Genomic DNA, 18,582 nt, shown 5'->3' with positions numbered 1-18,582 from the left:
CCGCCGTCGAATTGGCTCAATCTGCGGGCGCCTCATCAACAATATGGTTCCGCAGTGTGCCAATACCGGAAATTTCGACCTCGACTACGTCACCCGGCTTCATCCATAGGGGGGGCTGACGGAACGCGCCCACTCCACCGGTAGTTCCGGTGATGATCACGTCGCCTGGATTGAGCGTCGTGAAGGTCGAGCAGTATTCGATTAGACGGGGGACGGAGAAGATTAGATCGTCTGTGGTCGCTTTCTGAACGATTTGGCCGTTGAGCCTTGTGACGAGAGTCAAAGTCGACGGGTCAGGAATCTCCTCCGACGTAGCGAGCCATGGCCCGAAACCACCGGTGGACGGGAAGTTTTTCCCAGGCACAAATTGAATACTGTGCTTCTGCCAGTCGCGCAGGCTGCCATCGTTGTAGCAGGCGTAGCCGGCGACATAGTCAAGCGCGTCTTTGGCTTTGATGTGACGCGCACGCGCACCGATGACCACCGCGAGCTCACCCTCGAAGTCCAAGCTGTGAGATGTAGACGGTCGGACAATTGCTTGGTTGTGGCCGGTTTGCGAGTCGGCGAACCGCGTGAAGATCATAGGCCAGATGGGCACGTCTCTACCGGTCTCTTGAACGTGACTCAAATAATTGATTCCAACGCAGAGGATCTTTGAAGGATCTGGCACAACGGGCAGGAAATCTACGGAATTGATCGCATGCGTCGCTACCTGAGTTTCCGCCCACGCGCGGACACGATCCAGCGAGCGTCGTTCCAGCGCGGATTTCAGGGTGTGACCGACATCGTCGGCAATCGGAGCAACATCAACGATATCGCTATCCCGCACAAGGCCCCACGAGCAACGCCCGTGTTTGCTAAAGCTAACTAGATTCATGGTCTCTCCGTAGACGTTCCACGGAGTATAGTGTTGCATTTTTCTCTAAATATGAGAAATTATGGTATACGAGTAGTAAAAATTATCTCATGGTGAAAATTTAGGCATGAATGATGCTGAAGAATGGTCTACGTTGTCCCGGTCGATGGCGAGGACCGGGTGTCAGAAACAGGCGCCAGATGGCGCTGCAGCATGCATGCCGTTCTTGTCGACATGGGCTGGCCGACGCACGAGTCAGTCGAACCGATTTAAGACCCGGGGCGTGTGCCGATGCTATGTGCCATCCGCGGGTGCTTTGTTATCCGGTTGTTTCGGGGCAGGGATGCGATTCTGACCGACCGGCGATTGAGCCGGGCTCAGCGACGCGGCGACGCGAATTGTGCGTGAGCGGGAGGCGTTCCGGGCCACGACTGGATGGATTACGCGTCGCCTTTCGATCGCCACAATTGACACCGTTGCGGGGTGAGTAATGGTGTGCCCCCGTACACTGAACGACGACAAGCCGAACTCTCTCCCGATTGCCATCCTGGTTGGACGGGGAATGTTATCTGTCGTCGTGATGTCGAGAGTGAATGTCGGTCAATCTGATGAATCTGTTGAGCGGCGAATGCGGGGACGATGCAATCTTGAACGACATACGTAACAATTCCCGAACTGCTTCACTGACTAAGCGGGTGGAAGAGGGCGCGTGGGAAAGCCAAATGCAACGATGAACCATCTATGGATGGCGTGACTACAATCTCCATTCAGTCTATCCCGATTGCGAACCATTCGGAAATCTCGATTCGCGTGACCCGTGTCGCTGCCGAGCTGAACGTCCACATGGTGGCGATCTAATCGAAGGGAGACCGCCTGGCGGTGCATCGCTTCGCGGTGACGAATGCTACCTGATCGGAGAAGGCAAGAAGCCGCTCGCCGCGCATCTCGACATCGACGGCATCCTGGGCGTCGCACGGCAGGTCAACGTCGACGCGATTCACCCCGGCTATGGCTTCCCGTCCGAGACCCCGGAATTCGCGCAGACGGTAAATCGATGAGGGCATCCGCAGGGTCGACCCGTCGCCGGACGTGATGCGCACGCTTGGCAACAACGTGGCCGCGAAACGCGGCGATCGCCGCCGGCGTATCGGTGATGCCCGCGACCGCGCCGCTGCCGGACGATCTCACCGCATGCGAGAATCAGGCTGGAGAAGTCGGCTATCCGCTGATACTGAAGGCGAGCTGGGGCGGCGGGCGCGGGACGCGGGTGCTCGAGAGTGAGAGCGAGAGCGACCTAGATACGAATCGACGTTTTACCGTGTCGAATCTGGATTGAGCCGAATGGCATGTCAGTCGCGGCTGGCTCCTCAATCGCTATCGATGGCTGAGCGGGTGGCAAAGAGGAATCGCTGACGACAACCGGTAACATTGCTGTCTCTGGACGCGCCTCATCCGTTAGCGGGCCTTGCGCATGGAGGCGACGCAACGCCGACACCTGATTGGCATTGATGCCGTTCTCGCGAGCAAGACGGGCGACCGACGCGCCGGGCTCGAAAGTCAGTGCGACGATGGTCCGCTTCCATTCGGTTGGGTGTCGGCGAGTTTGCTGTTTTGACGGGATCTCGACTGTCTGAGTCACTCCGTCTACAACTCCTATCGTGGGCACGACGGTCATTCGCGTCCTTCGCCGGAAATCATGGCATTCGTCATCGAACGCTCCTAGACCGTACTGGTCTTGCGCTTACGAACATGACTTCATCCGAGATGATCGACCGCGGAGAGAATGAGCGCCGGTCGGCTCCTGCGGCTTCAGTGCGCTGCCATTGCTGGTATACGTCGGTCGGTGCCGACAGCCAGAGAGTCAGAGAGAGTTCCCACCAACTCCACTTTCTTACCGGGCGCGACATTAATCCCCGGTCACCGAACGTCACGCTACCTTCTCCCGGGGTGTTCCTCATCGACATGGTCACGGATGTAAGCGTGTGACCATTCAATTGCGCGAGCGGTGGTTGCGCAAGTGTCGCTGCGGAAATGTTTCTGCGAGAGGTTGAATTGAAAACATCACCCAAATATTCGATATTATCAACTCGTTCGTTCGATAGCGTATAATTCCATCCACCGATACAGTGTGGCCCGTGACACGCCAAGTTCGCGGGCGGCCCTTGATACAAGGCCACCATTTTCTATCAGTTTATTTTCGATCATCTCGCGCGTTACGGATTTGTGCGTGACAGGAGTGGATTGAGGTTCGATTGCGGTCTTGTCAAGTTCAAGATCACCGGCGGTAATGAATCGGCGATTCGTCATGACAAGTGCGCGACGGATCCGATTGATCAGCTCCCGTACATTACCCGGCCATTCGTAACTATGAAGGGCGGCAATGGCATCCGGAGATAGCCCATAAACACGTCCACTTCCATCACCTCGAAACTGATTGATTACATGATGTGCTAGAAGTTCGATATCCTTTCCTCGCGCGCGTAGCGTCGGTTGTTCAATTCGTAAAACGCATAGCCGATGATATAAATCGGTACGAAAGTTTCCTTCTTGTGATGCTTTCTCGAGATCAACGTGAGTCGCCGTCACAATCCGAACATCTACCGAAATGGGGCGCGTCGCACCCAAACGAAAAATATTGCCATTCTGGAGAAAGCGTAGCAAGCTCACTTGGCTTTCTAGCGGCAAGTCGCCGATTTCATCGAGAAACAATGTCCCGTGGTTGGCAGTTTCGATAAGCCCAATCTTCGAGGCGGACGCGCCAGTGAACGCTCCCCGTTCATATCCAAACAACTCAGACTGCAAGAGATGAGGTGGAATTGCCCCGCAATTTAATGCGACAAACGGTTGCGAGACACGGGAAGAGCATTGATGTATGGCCGACGCAGTTAATTCCTTGCCCGTACCTGTTTCGCCATAGATATGTACTGGCGCGTCACTTTTGGCCATCCTGTAGATGTAGTTAAATAATTTCAACATGGGATTACTTGCTCCAATCATGCCGAATTTTGAATGATGATAATTTGAGATGTCTTGTGAAAATAAGCGCTCCATTCCATATGCGCGTCCGACGGTTTCGATGATTTCCTGATTTTTGGTTGGTATGGTGATGTAATCGAAACAATGGGTTTTTATTATGTTCAAGACAGTTGTTTCTATCGACTGTTGCTTATCGATAATCGCGACCCATCCAACATTATCAAATTCCAAGCAAAATTCATCAATTTCGACCAGTTCATCGGCTGTTGAGTTTTGTAGATCTAATATCCCTCCTTTGGTGGATTTCTCTATTCTATTTATTTTGCTTGAATCTTCGATAAGTACGACTTTCCAGTCATTTCTGGAGAGTTCTTTGATTAATGAGGTGTCTGGTTTTTTTGTCCAATAGATTACTTCTCTTGGTTTTGTCGTGCCCGGCATTTTAATATCTCTTTGTTGAGGTTTTGGGTATGGTGTTTTTTGATTTCTAGATATTTTTATGATGTTATTAAAAATTAAATATTTTCGTTGATTTGGGTGGCCGGTTGCGGTGATTCGGTGTGGTTCGTTTTTCAATGAGCTTCGCAAGTAGGGAGTGAGTTGTGTTGTAATTTTAAGTAATCGTAAAAATGGTGTGACGTATTGCAATTCGTGCACGCTAATTTTAGCGCCTTGGAAAGTGAGGCGATGAATGTTTGGTGCCATCGGCGCCGCGTTACATACTCAAACTTGTTCGTCACACTATTTACTTGTTGGTCGCTATATCCCGAGCAAGTGAAGTCGACGGAGAACAATGATCGTAGATCCAAGATTTCGACAGGAATTTTAGAAATTATGAGAAGAGCGCTCATGATCATCTATGATCGGTTCGAATCCGAGGTTAATGATTCAACGTATCGTTTCGATTCGCCCGAGAGACTTCAAATCGTAGGAGCAGATTCCTCCCTGTCGAGCAGGTCCAGAAATAGTGGGAAATCTGATTCGTATATCCCCGCATCGAACCGGAGGAGGTTGCCTAAGAAGAATTCGCGATAATCGGCTCGATTGCTGTTTCGCAATCGTTGTCTGGTCCCCAATATTCTGTATCGGCTTCATGCACGCCTCACGGTCGTAGGTCGTTTGCAATCGTAGGATGTAATCGCCACGCATCGCGTGTTAACCAATTAAAGCAGAATTCGATAGGGATGATGTAGGTTGGATACATATTTGTCATTTTCAATTGTGGTAATTGTTTGTAGAAAAGGTAAAGCACTACGCGCGGCGGACATTTTAGAAATTTGTGAAATATAAAACCCTGACGTTTTGTAATAAATATGTCCCATTTTATTAATGGGCGTTTGAACGCGCTCTGAGAAGAACGTATCGATCCTGTCTCAATCAAGCTATCTGTGTTCTAGTATGTAAATGGAGGCGTCGTTGCATGAATCGGGCGAGCAAGGGGAGCAATAGTTGTTGACGCGCAATGGCGGGTGCGGCGACCCTGTCAACAATGCGGGTTCCCGCGCAGATTTTCGATTTCTTGCTTCGACACGACGCGCAGGAACTAGCGCAAGAGGAGCGAATCGAGGGCGCGCTACCGTATCAGGAACTGATTGGCCTACGACGCTCGCCCGATCAACTGAGGTAACGTCACGATGAGGGTCGATTAAGCCGCACTTACAAACATATTAGATGCCGAGCCGGCGCTTGGCCGTTCTTGTCTGTACCGCGACGCTGATCCAAGCGCCGCCGGGCCTCAGGACCGTGTACCGTATGTCGCCGCGTTTGTTGCAAGGCTTCTCGCAAGGCCTGCTCGAGATAGCTTTCGCCACCTTGCTCGTGCTTAACTACGTAGGCGGGCCGCCGCACACAAGCGATAGAAGTCCAGCTGCAGATCGTTGGCGACGACGATTGGACGGCGCGCAAGCATGGTTATTGGGAGCGTGGCACATCGCACTAGTGCATCTCAGGCTCGACCCGGATACCGGTCAGGTGCGTGCTATGCTGTTGACGCATCAGAATGTCAACGATGGTGGCGACTTGGCCGAACTGCTCGGTCAGATTCCGGGCGACGAACGACTAAATGTCGTCGGCGGGACGGGGCCTACGACACCAAACCTTGGCATGCCGTGATCCCCTGGTGCAGCGCAACGCCCTTGATTCAGCTGAGCGAAGGCGCTGCTCGTCAGCCGGCAAATACTTCGGGCGGGATGTAGTGTAACGACGCAGTCAGTGCGATCGCGCGATGCGTTCGTCGCGAATGGAAGAAGGAGAGCGGCTACCATCGGCGCTCGCTCGCGGAAAACGGAATGTATCGCTACAAGACGCTCACGGGAAAATTGCCGGTGGGTGCGGCGCATCGAATCAAAGGCGACCGAGGTCGCCATTCGCACGGGCGGGTTCAACCGCATGGCGGACTTTGCAACGTCCGCAATCCCGTCACATCCGATGAAATCAAGAACATTGGCCTTGCCTTGTCGTCACGCCCAATTTAAGCACAACGCCGTATATAGGTGCTCACTTAAACCGCAGAGCGAACATGCTACTGAATATTTTCTCTGGAACCGCCCAGCAGGTGTAATTCAGTTTAAGGCAGGAGCGTTCGGAACTGTCAGCAAAGGCAGGAGATTCTTCTCATTCGAGGGAGAGGATTGCGGTGGAGTCGGCCGGATTCGCGTAGCGGTCCGATAGCCGCGGATGCGGGTTGCAATCTCGGGCTCAAGGTTTTCCACGTTGCGCGTGAAGTGCGAGTCGTTGTCTGGGAGCTATGCGGGTGGGCTCGATGGGAGGAGGTCATTCGATCAGTTTCGCTAACCGTGTCATTATCCCAAAACTCGTCGATCAAACTGAGCAGGATCGAGGACGTCGAGAATGGAATGTGGACAGACGCGTCCTTGTCCGCATTCGCAGCAGAAGCGTACATTGCTGCCCATGTAACGGTGATGTGTCAATCAGATTGTGCCAAACTCCTTGCCGCGGCAAGAAAGTAGAAGGCGTCGGCACCCCAACTCTAGTTATATCTGCCTAGATGTTTATTTGCCGACCAGACTTCATGAATTTAAGAGGGGGCTTGAAAAAAAGGAATTTATCGTTATTTTTATGACTATTCATCCGACAGGGCATTTATCGTCGGAGATATTTATTCGAAATTTCCTAGTCGGTTACCCTGTCATCATTTTTCGCCGTGCGTCCGGAATAAGCGGCGCGTCGAATTTCGCTTGGCGTTGCGCCAAACTGATGCTTGATGGCAGTAGCCAAGTAGCTTTGAGTTCCAAATCCGCAGTTCATGGCAATTGATAAAATACTGTCGGATGTGTTTTCTAGAAGCCATCGAGCGCGCTCGAGCCGCCTTTCTATCACGTATTGTTTTGGTGTCCGGGCGAACTGAATTTTGAACGCCTCGACAGTCGCGCGTTCGCTCATTCCTAAAAATCGACTGACTTCACTTGTGTCAAGCTTGCTCTCTAATGATTGATCGATGAACTGATTAATAGTTTCTCGGCTAAATTCTTCAAATGTGCGGCTTGTTGGACTCGAGGGGTAATCCACCGCGTTGGGGTTTCGGCGATAAGTCGAGCTTGGCGGTTCGCCAAAGCGTCGAACGTATTGGCGAACGAAACGGACTGAGATGGAAAATCCATGCGCCAATAAAATTTCAGCGAAACGCTGTGTGTCGCCCCCACGCAGAAGTGCCTTGTTCACTTGTGCAAAGCGGGCGTCGTCATGCAACTCCGCATATGACTTTCCTCTTACTCTGCGTATCCCGTGCTCGAGCGCTTCGCTAGGAACGCCAAGTGCATGGGCAACGGCGCCAAGTGTCTTCCAGTGCATTGGAAAGGCTTCAATCATTCTAATCGCCTCCCCAGTTTGAGCGTCGGAGGTGCACGATTCGCGATTGAACAATGCGCTGTAGTTGCTGAAGTGGCCAGTAACGACAATTTTGAGCATGTGTTCAAGCAGTCCCTCAATTGCCAGATCGGGAACCGGAGACATCCTCATCATACTTCGTAGGCAACTTGCAGCGATGTTCCACTGCGCGCTTACCTCGGGCGCGATCGGTTGCAACGAGAACTTGATCGGATCAGTTGCAGGCTGGCCAATCCATTGAGCAATGAAGCGACGGACCCGCTCGGCATCGATGATCACAGAGAGGTGCCCGAAGCCATCCGGCCCCGTCGAGCAGAACGATCGATCCGACGAGGAGATAGGCATGACATCACCAGGAATACAGGCCCCGTCGCTAGAACCTCCCTCGTACTTTGCCTGACCACGGCGGCAGGAGAGGAACAGATAGTTAGGCCGCGTCTCCGTCGACCGGAAGTGAAATGGCATCAAATAGTCTACGTCATAGATGCCGATACCATTGCGCTCGACCCCAGTCATGGTTACTTCCCGGTGTGTCGCATGCTGCGCCGTAAACTGATTGTCGGCATAGATTCTTCCAATGAAGTCGGAAACTTCGTCAGGATCGAAGCTATGGAAGCGATGTTTGTTGAGAAGGTAGTCGCTCATGATGCCGGAAGGTCCACGAAATCATCAATTTACTTCAATGCTAGCGCATTCTTGAAGACGCGATGGTGTGGTTTCGCTACACCTGGGTGAACTATCCCACAGTCTGTCGACTCCATCTTATAAAGATTGTCTAGGTGCAGTCGCGGTACGAACTAAACGCACAGGCGTTCGACGCGTTGCATTAGGGGAATGGTGCATCGAAACATCAGACAATTAAAACTGTAGTTCGATGCCCCGCCTCATCATCTCAGCTGTAGCGTCGCGAATTAACATTTTCATTTTTTAGTGCGTCTAAATTTGAAAGGTTTTTTCGGGTCAGTTAACTACTATCTCTAAACAACAGCTTGTCCTGCATTCATCTATATGTCTAATCATATGAATGTCTAACGTCGATGTATAAATTCCTCGGGCAATTAAGTGACGAAATGATGAAACGAGGGGCGGCAGCGTCGAGCAATTGCATCAATGCCAACCATTTTTCATTTTTAATGAGGCGGCATGATTTGTTTCGGATATTTTGTGGAGGGAAATCGGACTCAACCAAATTCATCATTGTTCTGAACGAGAAGTGGGGCGGCCGTGTGGATTCCGGTGCGATTTTTCGGATTCGCGTAGGTGATTGGAAGGTCTGCATGGGTATCAAGCAAAACATACATAGATTGTTAGGAGTGGGTGGCGAACGTTATATTCAAATGATCGGAAGCAACATTATTTTTGATTTGATGTTGGTATTTTCGCTTATACAAATCGGTCATGCACTGCAGAGAAATCTTACGTGGAATGGTGCCATAATTTCAGTAATTTTATGCGTAACCACATGGCGTGAGTGGCGTTACGCCGAATGGGTCGTTGGGCCGATTAAGGTTGAGGCGAAACTGTGGCGCGGTTCGGGAATTGTATTAATACCGATTTGCTTGGTTGCCGCAATAGAAATTTCGAACGCTTTGGAGATGGACTGTTCTAGATTTGTCTTCTTCTATGTGCTGTTTCAAATTTCGAGAATTGCACTGTCTTTTCGACTTGTGAGCGAGACAAATTCAGAAAATTCAGAGGGCGGGTGGGCATTGAAGTGGGCATTTGTGACCCCTATTTTCTGGATTATCGGTGGCACCATTGGTCGCGACACTCGAGCGATTTGGTGGGCTATTGCAGCTATTTACGAGGTTGCTCCAATAAACTCCGGTTGGAAGATGTCGGATTGCGAATTCGTAAAGAGGGGTGGATGGAGGGAATTAAATCGAAATTTCATCGAGCGTTACCAGTTGCTGACGATAGTGGCCTTCGCAACGGCGATAGTTTCAGCTGTGGCGGTGCTGGATAACACGAAACACCGAAGCATAGAAGGCGTTGTGACATTCGTGGGATCGGTCGTCGCAGTGATGGCTATGTGGGCGCTGTATTTCGATATTCCAAAAAGCGATGCTACGGGCTTTATCTGTTATTCAGCGAGACCGAGGCTTGATGCTTCCGCCATTAATCGGATTCATGAAATTATGGTGTCTGGAATTGTTGTTGCTGGGATTGGGGGAGGTGTTTCGGTTGCCAATGATAATACTGGTATTGGTTTTGCGCCGCCAATCTGGTTCTCGATCGGATTGATGCTTTATATGGTAGGAGGCTGGTTGTATAAATGGTTGATCTATAAATCGAGGTCAATTTGTTACATAATGATTGTTTCCGCCCTTGTTGCTGGAATTATGGTTGGGTGGGCGGAAAAATGGTGGTTTTCGTTTATTTTAATGAGCATGCTTTCGGTCACCGTCTGGTTCGAATCAAGAATTGCGAACCGACGTCGAGTAATGGTGGAGCGAATCTTTTCGTAAAACGATAATTGCCGGTGTGAGATTGAATACTTATTTAATTGCGAGGCGACTGGTACGCCGAATTTAGTAGAGGTGTCAGCGACGATCGGGACAATTATCGCTGGGGCGGCAACTGTGGCTCAGTGCCAAGAGCCCAAGGTGCAAACAAGGAGGCGATTGTTCGCAATTCGTGGATAGTTCATCTCGACTAGGGTTCTTCGTTGGCGGCTTGACTCTCGTTACACTCGTGTCACCTCAAAACCTCATATGGGATGGAGTCACAATGAGCGATTCGACTATGGATGGAAAGGTTGTGCTGGTTACGGGTGTGTCATCTGGTCTTGGGCGTGAACTGGCTCAACAGCTGCTGGCGGAAGGTGCGAACGTCGCTGGCACGGTGCGCAGCTCGGAGCAGGTCGGCGAGTTTGAGCGGCTGGCTCCTGGTCGTGCTTTTGGTCTCTTGATGGACATCACCGACTCTGAAGCGGTTGCAACCGGTGTCCGACAAGTACTCGATAGGTTTGGTCGTATCGATGTACTGGCGAACAACGCCGGTGTTGGCACGGTTGGCGCCGTAGAGGAAACGACTGAGGCGGACGCCCACCGAATCTTTGACGTAAATTTCTTCGGGGGGCTTCGGTTGATTCAGGCGGTGTTGCCTACTATGCGTCGCCAGAAGTCGGGGCATATCGTCCAGTTCTCGTCGATTGCTGGGTTCGCAGGGTACCCCGGGTTGGGAGTTTACGCGGCAGCCAAATCGGCCACCTGCGTGCTCGGCGAAGCGCTTGCTGGCGAACTCGCGCCTTTAGGAATTCATGTGACGATTTTGACGATTGGCATCTTTGAGACGCAATTTGCAGGTCGCTCTTTGGCGTACGCATCGAATCGAATCGACGACTATGCGGATACGCCGGCGGGCCAGTTTCGTGGTTTTATTGGTCAGCTTCAAGGGAAGCAGCCAAACGTTCCTCATAAGGGGGCGAAAGCGATCATTAAGCTTATGAAATCCAAGAACCCGCCGGTGCATTTCGCACTTGGTGCAGATGCGGTGGGAACCATGCTCGCTCGGGCAGAATCGATCGAGAACGAAATTCGCGAATGGGAGGAAGTGTCGCGATCGACGCAACGAGATTGATCGAGAGGAGGTTAAGGTTGATCGCGTGATGGTTACAATTTGATAAATTGGACTCCTTAATATTTGGATCCCGTAGTTTTGGTAAGGGTCATTGTCGGCGTGAGGGTGCTGAGTGCGTTATTTGATACGTGAATTAAACGCTCTGAAATACCACTGAAATTTTTTGGTCAGCCGCGGCGCGATGTAATAGAAGCTGACGTTTATGGAGAGCATCATGAGTACTAAATCTCAAGTGGCAGTTGTTACCGGCGCATCGCGGGGCATTGGAGCAGCAATTGCTAGGCGTCTCGCCGAGGACGGATTTTCTGTTGTTATCAACTACGCAGGCAAGGCAGCGGAGGCTGAGGAGCTTGCAGGTGATATTGAGCGGGCCGGTGGAAGGGCGATCGCGGTACAAGCTGATGTGGGCGACGCGACAGATGTGGCACGGCTTTTTGACGTTACTGATGCCACGTATGGCGGCGTTGATGTACTTGTAAACAATGCGGGCATCATGAAGCTGGCGCTACTATCGGAGAGCGATGATGCGCTTTTTGATAGCCAGATCGCCGTCAATCTGAAGGGCACGTTCAACACACTCCGCGAAGCGTCGCGTCGGATTCGCGATGGTGGTCGAATCATCAATCTTTCGAGCAGCGTGGTCGGACTCAAGCCGGAGACTTATGGCGTGTACACAGCCACAAAGGCAGCAGTCGAAGCCATGACCGGTATCCTCTCGAAAGAGCTGAGAGGGCGCTCGATTACTGTCAATGCAGTGGCGCCTGGTCCGACAGCCACCGCGCTTTTCCTGAATGGGAAGTCGCCGGAGTTAATTGAGCGCATGTCGAAAATGAATCCGCTCGAACGACTTGGAACACCGGACGACATTGCTAATGCAATAAGCTTTTTAACAGGCCCGAATGGTGGCTGGATCAACGGGCAAGTCCTGCGCAGTAATGGCGGAATGGTTTGAGTGAAGCCTCATTTCGCTGACCGATCCCTCTCGATTATCAAGGAACATCATCATGAGCAAGACTATACTGATTACTGGGGCATCCAGCGGATTCGGCCGTCTGGCAGCTGAGGCGCTAGCGCGGGCGGGACATACAGTCTACGCGTCGATGCGCGATACAAAGGGTCGCAATGCCCCTGTTGTTGAGCAAATGGCGACGTACTCAAAAGAGCATGATGTCGATCTGCGGACGGTTGAGGTCGATGTCCAGTCACAAGATTCTGTCGATGCTGGGGTTGCGCAGGTCGTCGGTGAGGTCGGCCAACTCGATGTTTTGGTGCACAACGCAGGCCATATGGTGTTCGGACCAGCGGAAGCATTCACACCCGAGCAATACGCTCACTTGTATGACGTCAATGTGCTGAGCACGCAACGTGTAAATCGCGCGGTACTCCCGCATATGCGGAAAGTGGGAGAAGGCCTGCTGATATGGGTATCGAGCAGCAGCTCGGCAGGGGGCACGCCTCCATATCTGGCGCCGTACTTTGCCGCAAAGGCCGCGATGGACTCTATTGCGGTGCAGTATGCACGCGAACTGTCCCGTTGGGGCATCGAGACGTCAATCGTAGTACCTGGTGCGTTCACCGGCGGCACGAACCATTTTGCCCACGCAGGGGCACCGGCGGATGACGCTCGCGCCGCAGAATATGACGCCGGTCCATATCCCGGTTTCGGCGACCAGGTACTGAAAGCATTCGCAGAAATCGTACCGGCAGACGCCGATGTTGGGGAAGTGGCGCAAGCCATTGTCGATATCGTCGGCATGCCCTTCGGGAAGAGGCCTTTCCGGGTGCATATCGATCCGACTCAAGACGGAGCAGCCGTCGGGTTCGCCGTCCTCGATCGTGTCCGTGCCGAGATGCTGCATCGCGTCGGGCTCTCTGATCTTTTAAAGCCTCGCGCCAAGGAGTGAGCCGGCATATTTGCCGAAGCAAGGGGGCTCGGTGATATAGGGTGGATCGAGTTGGTCGCGCTGAGCTCCTATTGCAAGTAAACGTGGTAGTTAAATGCGAGCGCTAGATTGGCGTCAAAGAGCGAAAGCATTACGGAAACTTTCCGAAGCTCATGCAGGATATTTCTAGCTAGGAGTTTGGAACCACTGGGCGTGAATTTCTAAATCTGACGAACGCGTTGCGCGTTTGTCGACTCTGGAGAACGAAATGGCGAACCACGAAATCAAAGGTAAGACAGTATTGATTGCCGGAGGCGCGAAGAACCTTGGCGGGCTAATAGCGCGTGATCTGGCAAAACATGGTGCGAAGGCAGTTGCGATTCACTACAACAGCGCGAGCTCCAAGGCGGAGGCCGACAAGACTGTTGCCGACATCAAGGCCGCCGGTGCAAAGGCGGTTGCATTTCAGGCGGATCTGACGAGCGCCAGTGCAATGGAGAATCTGTTCGCCGATGCTGTCGCTACCGTCGGCCGCCCTGATATCGCGATCAATACTGTAGGTAAGGTTCTCAAGAAGCCGTTCACTGAAATCAGTGAAGCGGAGTATGACCAGATGAGTGCAGTCAACGCGAAGTCCTCGTTCTTTTTCTTGCGTGAAGCGGGTAAGCACGTAAATGACAATGGCAAGATTGTCACGCTAGTCACAGCACTGCTCGGGGCGTATACCCCGTTTTACGCTGCATATGCGGGGACGAAGGCTCCGGTTGAGCATTACACGCGTGCAGCTTCAAAGGAATACGGCGAACGAGGGATTTCGGTCAATGCTGTCGGCCCGGGCCCGATGGATACGCCTTTCTTCTATCCGGAGGAGGGTGCTGACGCGGTAGCGTATCACAAGACGGCGGCTGCGCTCTCGAAGTTCTCGAAAACCGGGCTCACGGATATCGAGGATGTGGTGCCGTTCATTCGCCATCTCGTCTCCGACGGCTGGTGGATCACCGGCCAAACGATCCTAATCAACGGCGGGCATACGACCAAGTAACTCGGCATCGTCCACGACGCGTTCGGTATGGGCGGCCTTTGGCCCACGCCGGCCGTTTGTCGATCCTCCGGCTTCGACTGGCAGTATGGACCCCCGCACACCGCCTCATCCCGCTGTCACGAAAGCAATCGAAGCCTTTCACACAGGTCACAGACCCGGAAGGCTTGCAACAAGGCGACAGAGCCGGATGGCAGGCGCTGGTCGCCGAAGGCGCTGAAATGTATGACGATGGCAGTCCCCGTGATTTGTCTGCGTTCAATCGAGAAGCGATTGGTTCGGAGCGGTTTACGAAAATTGATCGGGTCGAGAATGACGGTCTCGAGGTCTTCGGGCGATTTCACTCGGATAAATGGGGTGATTTCAATACGTACTTCAAGTTTTCGATCGACGCAGAGGGTCTGGTTTCTCGCCTCGACATCGGGCAAGCCTGAGCAGACGAACGCAGGCAATCCCGCAATTTATGTGGTTACGTTACACACCGTAGTCCGGCGCACGTGACGTTAGCTTCAACTTCAAGAGATTACGATCATGTCGAATCCATACCAGGCGGTGCTCGACGCGCAGCGTGCGCGTTTTGATTCGGACGTTACCAAGACCTACGAATGGCGCATTCAGCAGCTCGATCAGATGGAGCGAATGCTGCGGGAGAATCAAGACGAGTTGTGTGAGGCTCTTTACCAGGATTTTGGCAAGCCACCGTTCGAGCAGCTCTTCGAGATCTCCGTGCCAACTGGTGTGATTCAGTACTACCGCAATCATTTGCGCGAACTGATGGCGCCTCAGAAGGTCGCGATTCCATCCGCATTGGAGGGCGATGGAAACGAAGGGATGGTCTACAAGGAACCGTACGGTGTGACGCTGGTCATTGGGCCGTTCAATGCGCCGATTCTGCTGCTTCTAGATCCGGCTATCGCGGCACTTGCCGCTGGCAACACGGTCGTCTTGAAGCCGGCCAACACGACACCGGCTACGGCCGCGCTGCTCAGCAAACTGGTGCCGTCATACTTCGGATCCGAAGACGTTGCAGTTGTGACGGGCGGGAGGCAGGAAATTAGCGCGTTGCTAGAACTTCCGTTTGACTTCATCTTCTTCACCGGAAGCTCCGCGGTGGGGAAGGTCGTGATGCGCGCAGCCGCCGAACATCTAACTCCTGTCCTGCTCGAGCTTGGTGGGCAGAATCCATGCATTATTGACGAAACCGCGAACCTCGACATCGCCGCCGACCGAGTTGCATGGGGACACAATGCAATTTCGGGGCAATGGTGTATCGCGCCGGGCTATGTCTATGTGCACGAATCGGTGGCAGACGCCTTTCTCACGCGCCTCAAGGCGTCGATCCGGAGAATGTACGGGGACGATCCGCAGCGAAGTCCTGATTTCGCGCGGATGATTAGCGAACATGACGCGGAACGCGTCGCATCTTACATTCTCGCAGATAAAGTTGTGCACGGCGGGCGTTTTGACGTCGCCGCCCGTTACGTCGAACCTACATTGCTGTATCCATCAACGTGGGACGATCCAGCCATGCAACAGGAGGTTTTTGGTCCGGTGTTGCCCGTGCTGCCTTACAGCAACCTTCGGGAAATCGTGGGTATTATTAAACGCAAGCCTAAACCGCTAGCCTGCTACATTTTCAGTAAAACACAAAAAAATATCGACTACGTACTCAATGCGCTCTCGTTTGGTGGCGGTTGCGTAAATCAGACTAACCTACATTGCTGGATCGATAGTTTGCCATTTGGCGGCGTTGGTAACAGTGGAATGGGAAAATACTATGGTAAAGCTGGATTCGACGCTCTTAGCAATACAAAGGCTATGCTGATTGGAAATCCCGATTCGGTGCTCGACGTATTTCCGCCATACAAAGGAAAGGACATCGGAAAGATGCTCAGTGTATTTGCCTGATAAGGGGGCGCGATGCATACAGTTTGGACAATTTTCGCTGGAATTTTGCTGTTGATAGTATTTTTGTTGTTTGGTCGACTTTGGGGGGCACATGTCGCAGAACTTAGCGTTGCGGCGCTAGTTTTTATACCATCCTGGGCTGTGTTGTCGCTGGCCAATCTTTGGGTAGGAGTGCATCGAGCCGGTTATGGTGTCCGCGAAGAATTGCCAGTACTTGCGATTGTGTTTAGTATTCCAGCCGCGATTGCTGTGGCTATAGCTTTGCTATTCCTACGAAAGTGAATGGGTGATGCGCTATGAGTATTCAATCTAGCGGGCATCCGCTCATGCGCAAACGTAACGGGCAACACGCGCGCGTTACGTACGAGGAATTATTCTTCGATCTAGTGTACGTGTTTGCCGTAACGCAGTTGAGTCATTCACTACTGCATCACCTCACGCTCACGGGCGCGCTCCAGACGCTTATTCTATGGTTTTCGGTCTGGCTTGGCTGGCAGTATACTTGTTGGGTGACAAATTGGTTTGATCCCGAGCGCCCGGCAATTCGCCGCCTGATCTTTGCCACGATGCTGGGCGGTCTGATAATGGCAGCCGCAATTCCGGATGCATTCGGCACGCGCGGTCTTCTGTTTGCTGGTGCATACACGTCGATGCAAGTAGGCAGAACCGCGTTTATCGTGATTCGTCTGGAGCGAGACCATGCGTTGTCAGCAAACTATCAGCGAATGCTCGGTTGGGTTTCCATATCCGCCGTGCTTTGGTTGGCTGGTGGGTTGGCGGAACGCGAGACACGGACAATTCTATGGCTTGCTGCTGTGTTGTGTGAGTATGTGTCACCGATGTTTGGTTTCGCTCTGCCGATCCTCGGACGTTCTCATACACGCGACTGGACCATTGAGGGCGGGCATCTGGCGGAACGTTGCCAGTTGTTCGTCATCGTCGCGCTAGGGGAGGCGGTACTAGCGACGGGTGCTTCCCTGAGCGGAGAGTCGATGTGGAAAATTGAAACGCTCTCCGCTTTCCTCAGCACTTTCGTTGGCGCACTTGCTATGTGGTGGCTCTATTTCGGTACTTCGAGCAAAGACGCGAGCGCTGCGATTGCCCATTCCAACGACCCCGGGAGAATGGGGGCCTATTTTCATTATGTGCATGCGATTCTTGTCGCCGGGATAATCGTCACGGCAGTCGGAAATGACCTTGTGTTGACGTATCCCGATACGCGATCTAAGTTTGCTTATACAATTGCTCTGGTGGCAGGTCCCGCGATTTACATACTTGGCAGTGCCATTTACAAGCGAATTGTTTACGGTGTCATACCCCGTTCGCACATTGCATCTGCGATAGCTCTTGGCGGTTTGGCAATCTGTTTCGGTGACCTGGGAACGCTGGAAATGGGGTGGGCTACAACCGTTGTTCTATTGGTTGCGTCGTGGTGGGAAACGCGGGTTGGTCGCCAACAATATGCTTCTCAAGATGGTTCGAACTTGCTGGAGCATGATTGAACCCAAAGTTTTGAAAAATCAAATATGATGTACTCCTCGGAAGTGCTTTCAATATTGGATGTAATTTCCTTCTGGAGAGAGGCCGGTCCGTCATTATGGTTTGCAAAAGATGCGTCTTTTGATAATCGCTTTAGACAACGTTTTGTCGATGCTCATTATGCCGCTGCCCGACGCGAACTCGATGACTGGCAAAGTAATGCGTATGGATTATTGGCGCTGATAATACTGACTGACCAGTTTCCCCGTAATGCTTTTCGTGGAACTGCGCATATGTATGCGACCGATGGTCTTGCGCGACATTTCGCGACGCTTGCGTACGTCCGTGACCAAATGGCGGCGGTGGAGAAACCGCTCCGCCTGTTCTTTTGTCTACCATTCGCGCATTCAGAAGAAATTTCTGATCAGCGCATATCTGTAAAGCTTAATGAAAGACTGGGGCAGCCATGGTATTCGCACGCATTGGGGCATTTTGATATTATCGAACGGTTCGGTCGTTTCCCGCACAGGAATCCGCTTTTAGGGCGCCAGACTACGCCCGAAGAGGCAAAATATCTGGCGGACGGTGGGTTTTCAGGTTGAGATGGGTCTTGAAAACCGGCCACGTATGCCATTTGATATGAGCGCTTGATAAAGCATTCTGAAGTTGCACCATTGCCAGGATTGTCGGGTGGCCAACTCTGTTCCGTCTCGATTTGAGTGCAGGGGACAGGGCAGCCACGCACGGGATCCCTGTCCGACTTTCTACATCATTGCCTTGACTCGAGTTTGCGTTTTTGACTTGGGTACGACTTTCCTCGTTATGAAGTCCGCCGCGCGTTCGGCCATCATCATGATCAACGCATTGGTCGGCCCGCGGATGATGCGCGGGATCGCCGAGCCGTCGACCACCCGCAAGCCACTCACTCCGCGCACCCCCACATGTGTGTCGACGCAGGCCCCTGCATCGCCGGCCGCGCCCATACCGCACGTGCCAACCGGGTGCGTAAGGGT

The 18,582-nt window shown here is 52.5% G+C and carries 14 protein-coding genes and 2 pseudogenes; 11 read left to right on the top strand and 5 right to left on the bottom strand.

The genetic code is table 11. The features are described from left to right. Window positions 1–16: 16 nt before the first annotated feature. Entirely contained in the window at window positions 17–877 is an 861-nt protein-coding gene (locus tag G3N93_RS02135; RefSeq protein WP_174985437.1) for a fumarylacetoacetate hydrolase family protein, read from the bottom strand. Window positions 878–1,729: 852 nt separating this feature from the next. Between G3N93_RS02135 and G3N93_RS02130 the strand changes: the two are divergent. Beyond that, window positions 1,730–2,159: pseudogene (locus tag G3N93_RS02130) on the top strand (biotin carboxylase N-terminal domain-containing protein); the annotation flags it as partial. On the opposite strand, the gene G3N93_RS02125 reads toward G3N93_RS02130, so the two are convergent. Further along, the gene (locus tag G3N93_RS02125; protein ID WP_206121410.1) at window positions 2,151–2,531 is read right to left on the bottom strand and encodes a transposase; all 381 of its coding nucleotides are present in this window, start codon (window positions 2,529–2,531) and stop codon (window positions 2,151–2,153) included. The pseudogene G3N93_RS02130 and the gene G3N93_RS02125 overlap by 9 nt on opposite strands. A 407-nt stretch (window positions 2,532–2,938) precedes the next feature. Then, the gene (locus tag G3N93_RS02120) at window positions 2,939–4,273 is read right to left on the bottom strand and encodes a sigma-54 dependent transcriptional regulator (RefSeq protein WP_206121429.1); all 1,335 of its coding nucleotides are present in this window, start codon (window positions 4,271–4,273) and stop codon (window positions 2,939–2,941) included. Between the two features lie 1,151 nt (window positions 4,274–5,424). On the opposite strand from G3N93_RS02120, the pseudogene G3N93_RS42385 reads away from it, so the two are divergent. Continuing rightward, a pseudogene (locus G3N93_RS42385) lies at window positions 5,425–6,263 on the top strand (transposase). Window positions 6,264–6,964: 701 nt separating this feature from the next. Here the strand turns inward: G3N93_RS42385 and G3N93_RS02105 are convergent. Beyond that, window positions 6,965–8,323 (bottom strand): AraC family transcriptional regulator, encoded by a 1,359-nt coding sequence (locus tag G3N93_RS02105; protein WP_206121413.1) that lies wholly within the window; start codon window positions 8,321–8,323, stop codon window positions 6,965–6,967. Window positions 8,324–8,715: 392 nt separating this feature from the next. On the opposite strand from G3N93_RS02105, the gene G3N93_RS02100 reads away from it, so the two are divergent. From G3N93_RS02100 to G3N93_RS02060, 9 genes are all read left to right on the top strand, one after another. Further along, a complete protein-coding gene (locus G3N93_RS02100) occupies window positions 8,716–10,146 on the top strand; it encodes a low temperature requirement protein A (RefSeq protein WP_206121414.1) in 1,431 nt (476 codons plus the stop codon). A gap of 262 nt (window positions 10,147–10,408) precedes the next feature. Further along, entirely contained in the window at window positions 10,409–11,260 is an 852-nt protein-coding gene (locus G3N93_RS02095; RefSeq protein WP_241011399.1) for an oxidoreductase, read from the top strand. Between the two features lie 214 nt (window positions 11,261–11,474). Beyond that, on the top strand, window positions 11,475–12,212 hold the full coding sequence (locus G3N93_RS02090) for an SDR family oxidoreductase (RefSeq protein ID WP_174985447.1): 738 nt from the start codon (window positions 11,475–11,477) through the stop codon (window positions 12,210–12,212). Window positions 12,213–12,264: 52 nt separating this feature from the next. Beyond that, a complete protein-coding gene (locus G3N93_RS02085; protein WP_174985449.1) occupies window positions 12,265–13,164 on the top strand; it encodes an SDR family oxidoreductase in 900 nt (299 codons plus the stop codon). A gap of 247 nt (window positions 13,165–13,411) precedes the next feature. Further along, the gene (locus G3N93_RS02080) at window positions 13,412–14,185 is read left to right on the top strand and encodes an SDR family oxidoreductase (RefSeq protein WP_206132211.1); all 774 of its coding nucleotides are present in this window, start codon (window positions 13,412–13,414) and stop codon (window positions 14,183–14,185) included. Between the two features lie 164 nt (window positions 14,186–14,349). Then, the gene (locus G3N93_RS02075; RefSeq protein ID WP_241026371.1) at window positions 14,350–14,616 is read left to right on the top strand and encodes a hypothetical protein; all 267 of its coding nucleotides are present in this window, start codon (window positions 14,350–14,352) and stop codon (window positions 14,614–14,616) included. Between the two features lie 97 nt (window positions 14,617–14,713). Continuing rightward, window positions 14,714–16,090, top strand: coding sequence for an aldehyde dehydrogenase family protein (locus G3N93_RS02070; RefSeq protein ID WP_206121417.1), 1,377 nt, complete (start codon window positions 14,714–14,716; stop codon window positions 16,088–16,090). Between the two features lie 296 nt (window positions 16,091–16,386). Then, window positions 16,387–17,592, top strand: coding sequence for a low temperature requirement protein A (locus G3N93_RS02065; protein ID WP_206121418.1), 1,206 nt, complete (start codon window positions 16,387–16,389; stop codon window positions 17,590–17,592). 27 nt (window positions 17,593–17,619) lie between these two features. Then, complete coding sequence (locus G3N93_RS02060; RefSeq protein ID WP_206121431.1) at window positions 17,620–18,171, top strand: DUF924 family protein; 552 nt, start codon at window positions 17,620–17,622, stop codon at window positions 18,169–18,171. A 162-nt stretch (window positions 18,172–18,333) separates the two neighbouring features. On the opposite strand, the gene G3N93_RS02055 is transcribed toward G3N93_RS02060, so the two are convergent. Beyond that, window positions 18,334–18,582, bottom strand: a 249-nt coding sequence (locus G3N93_RS02055) for a GMC oxidoreductase (protein ID WP_241026370.1), incomplete at its 5' end; no start/stop codon positions are given.

The organism is Burkholderia sp. Se-20378 (genome assembly GCF_017104665.1).
GTDB classification, from domain to species: Bacteria; Pseudomonadota; Gammaproteobacteria; order Burkholderiales; family Burkholderiaceae; genus Burkholderia; species Burkholderia lata.
This window is presented reverse-complemented; position numbering and strand designations above follow the sequence as displayed.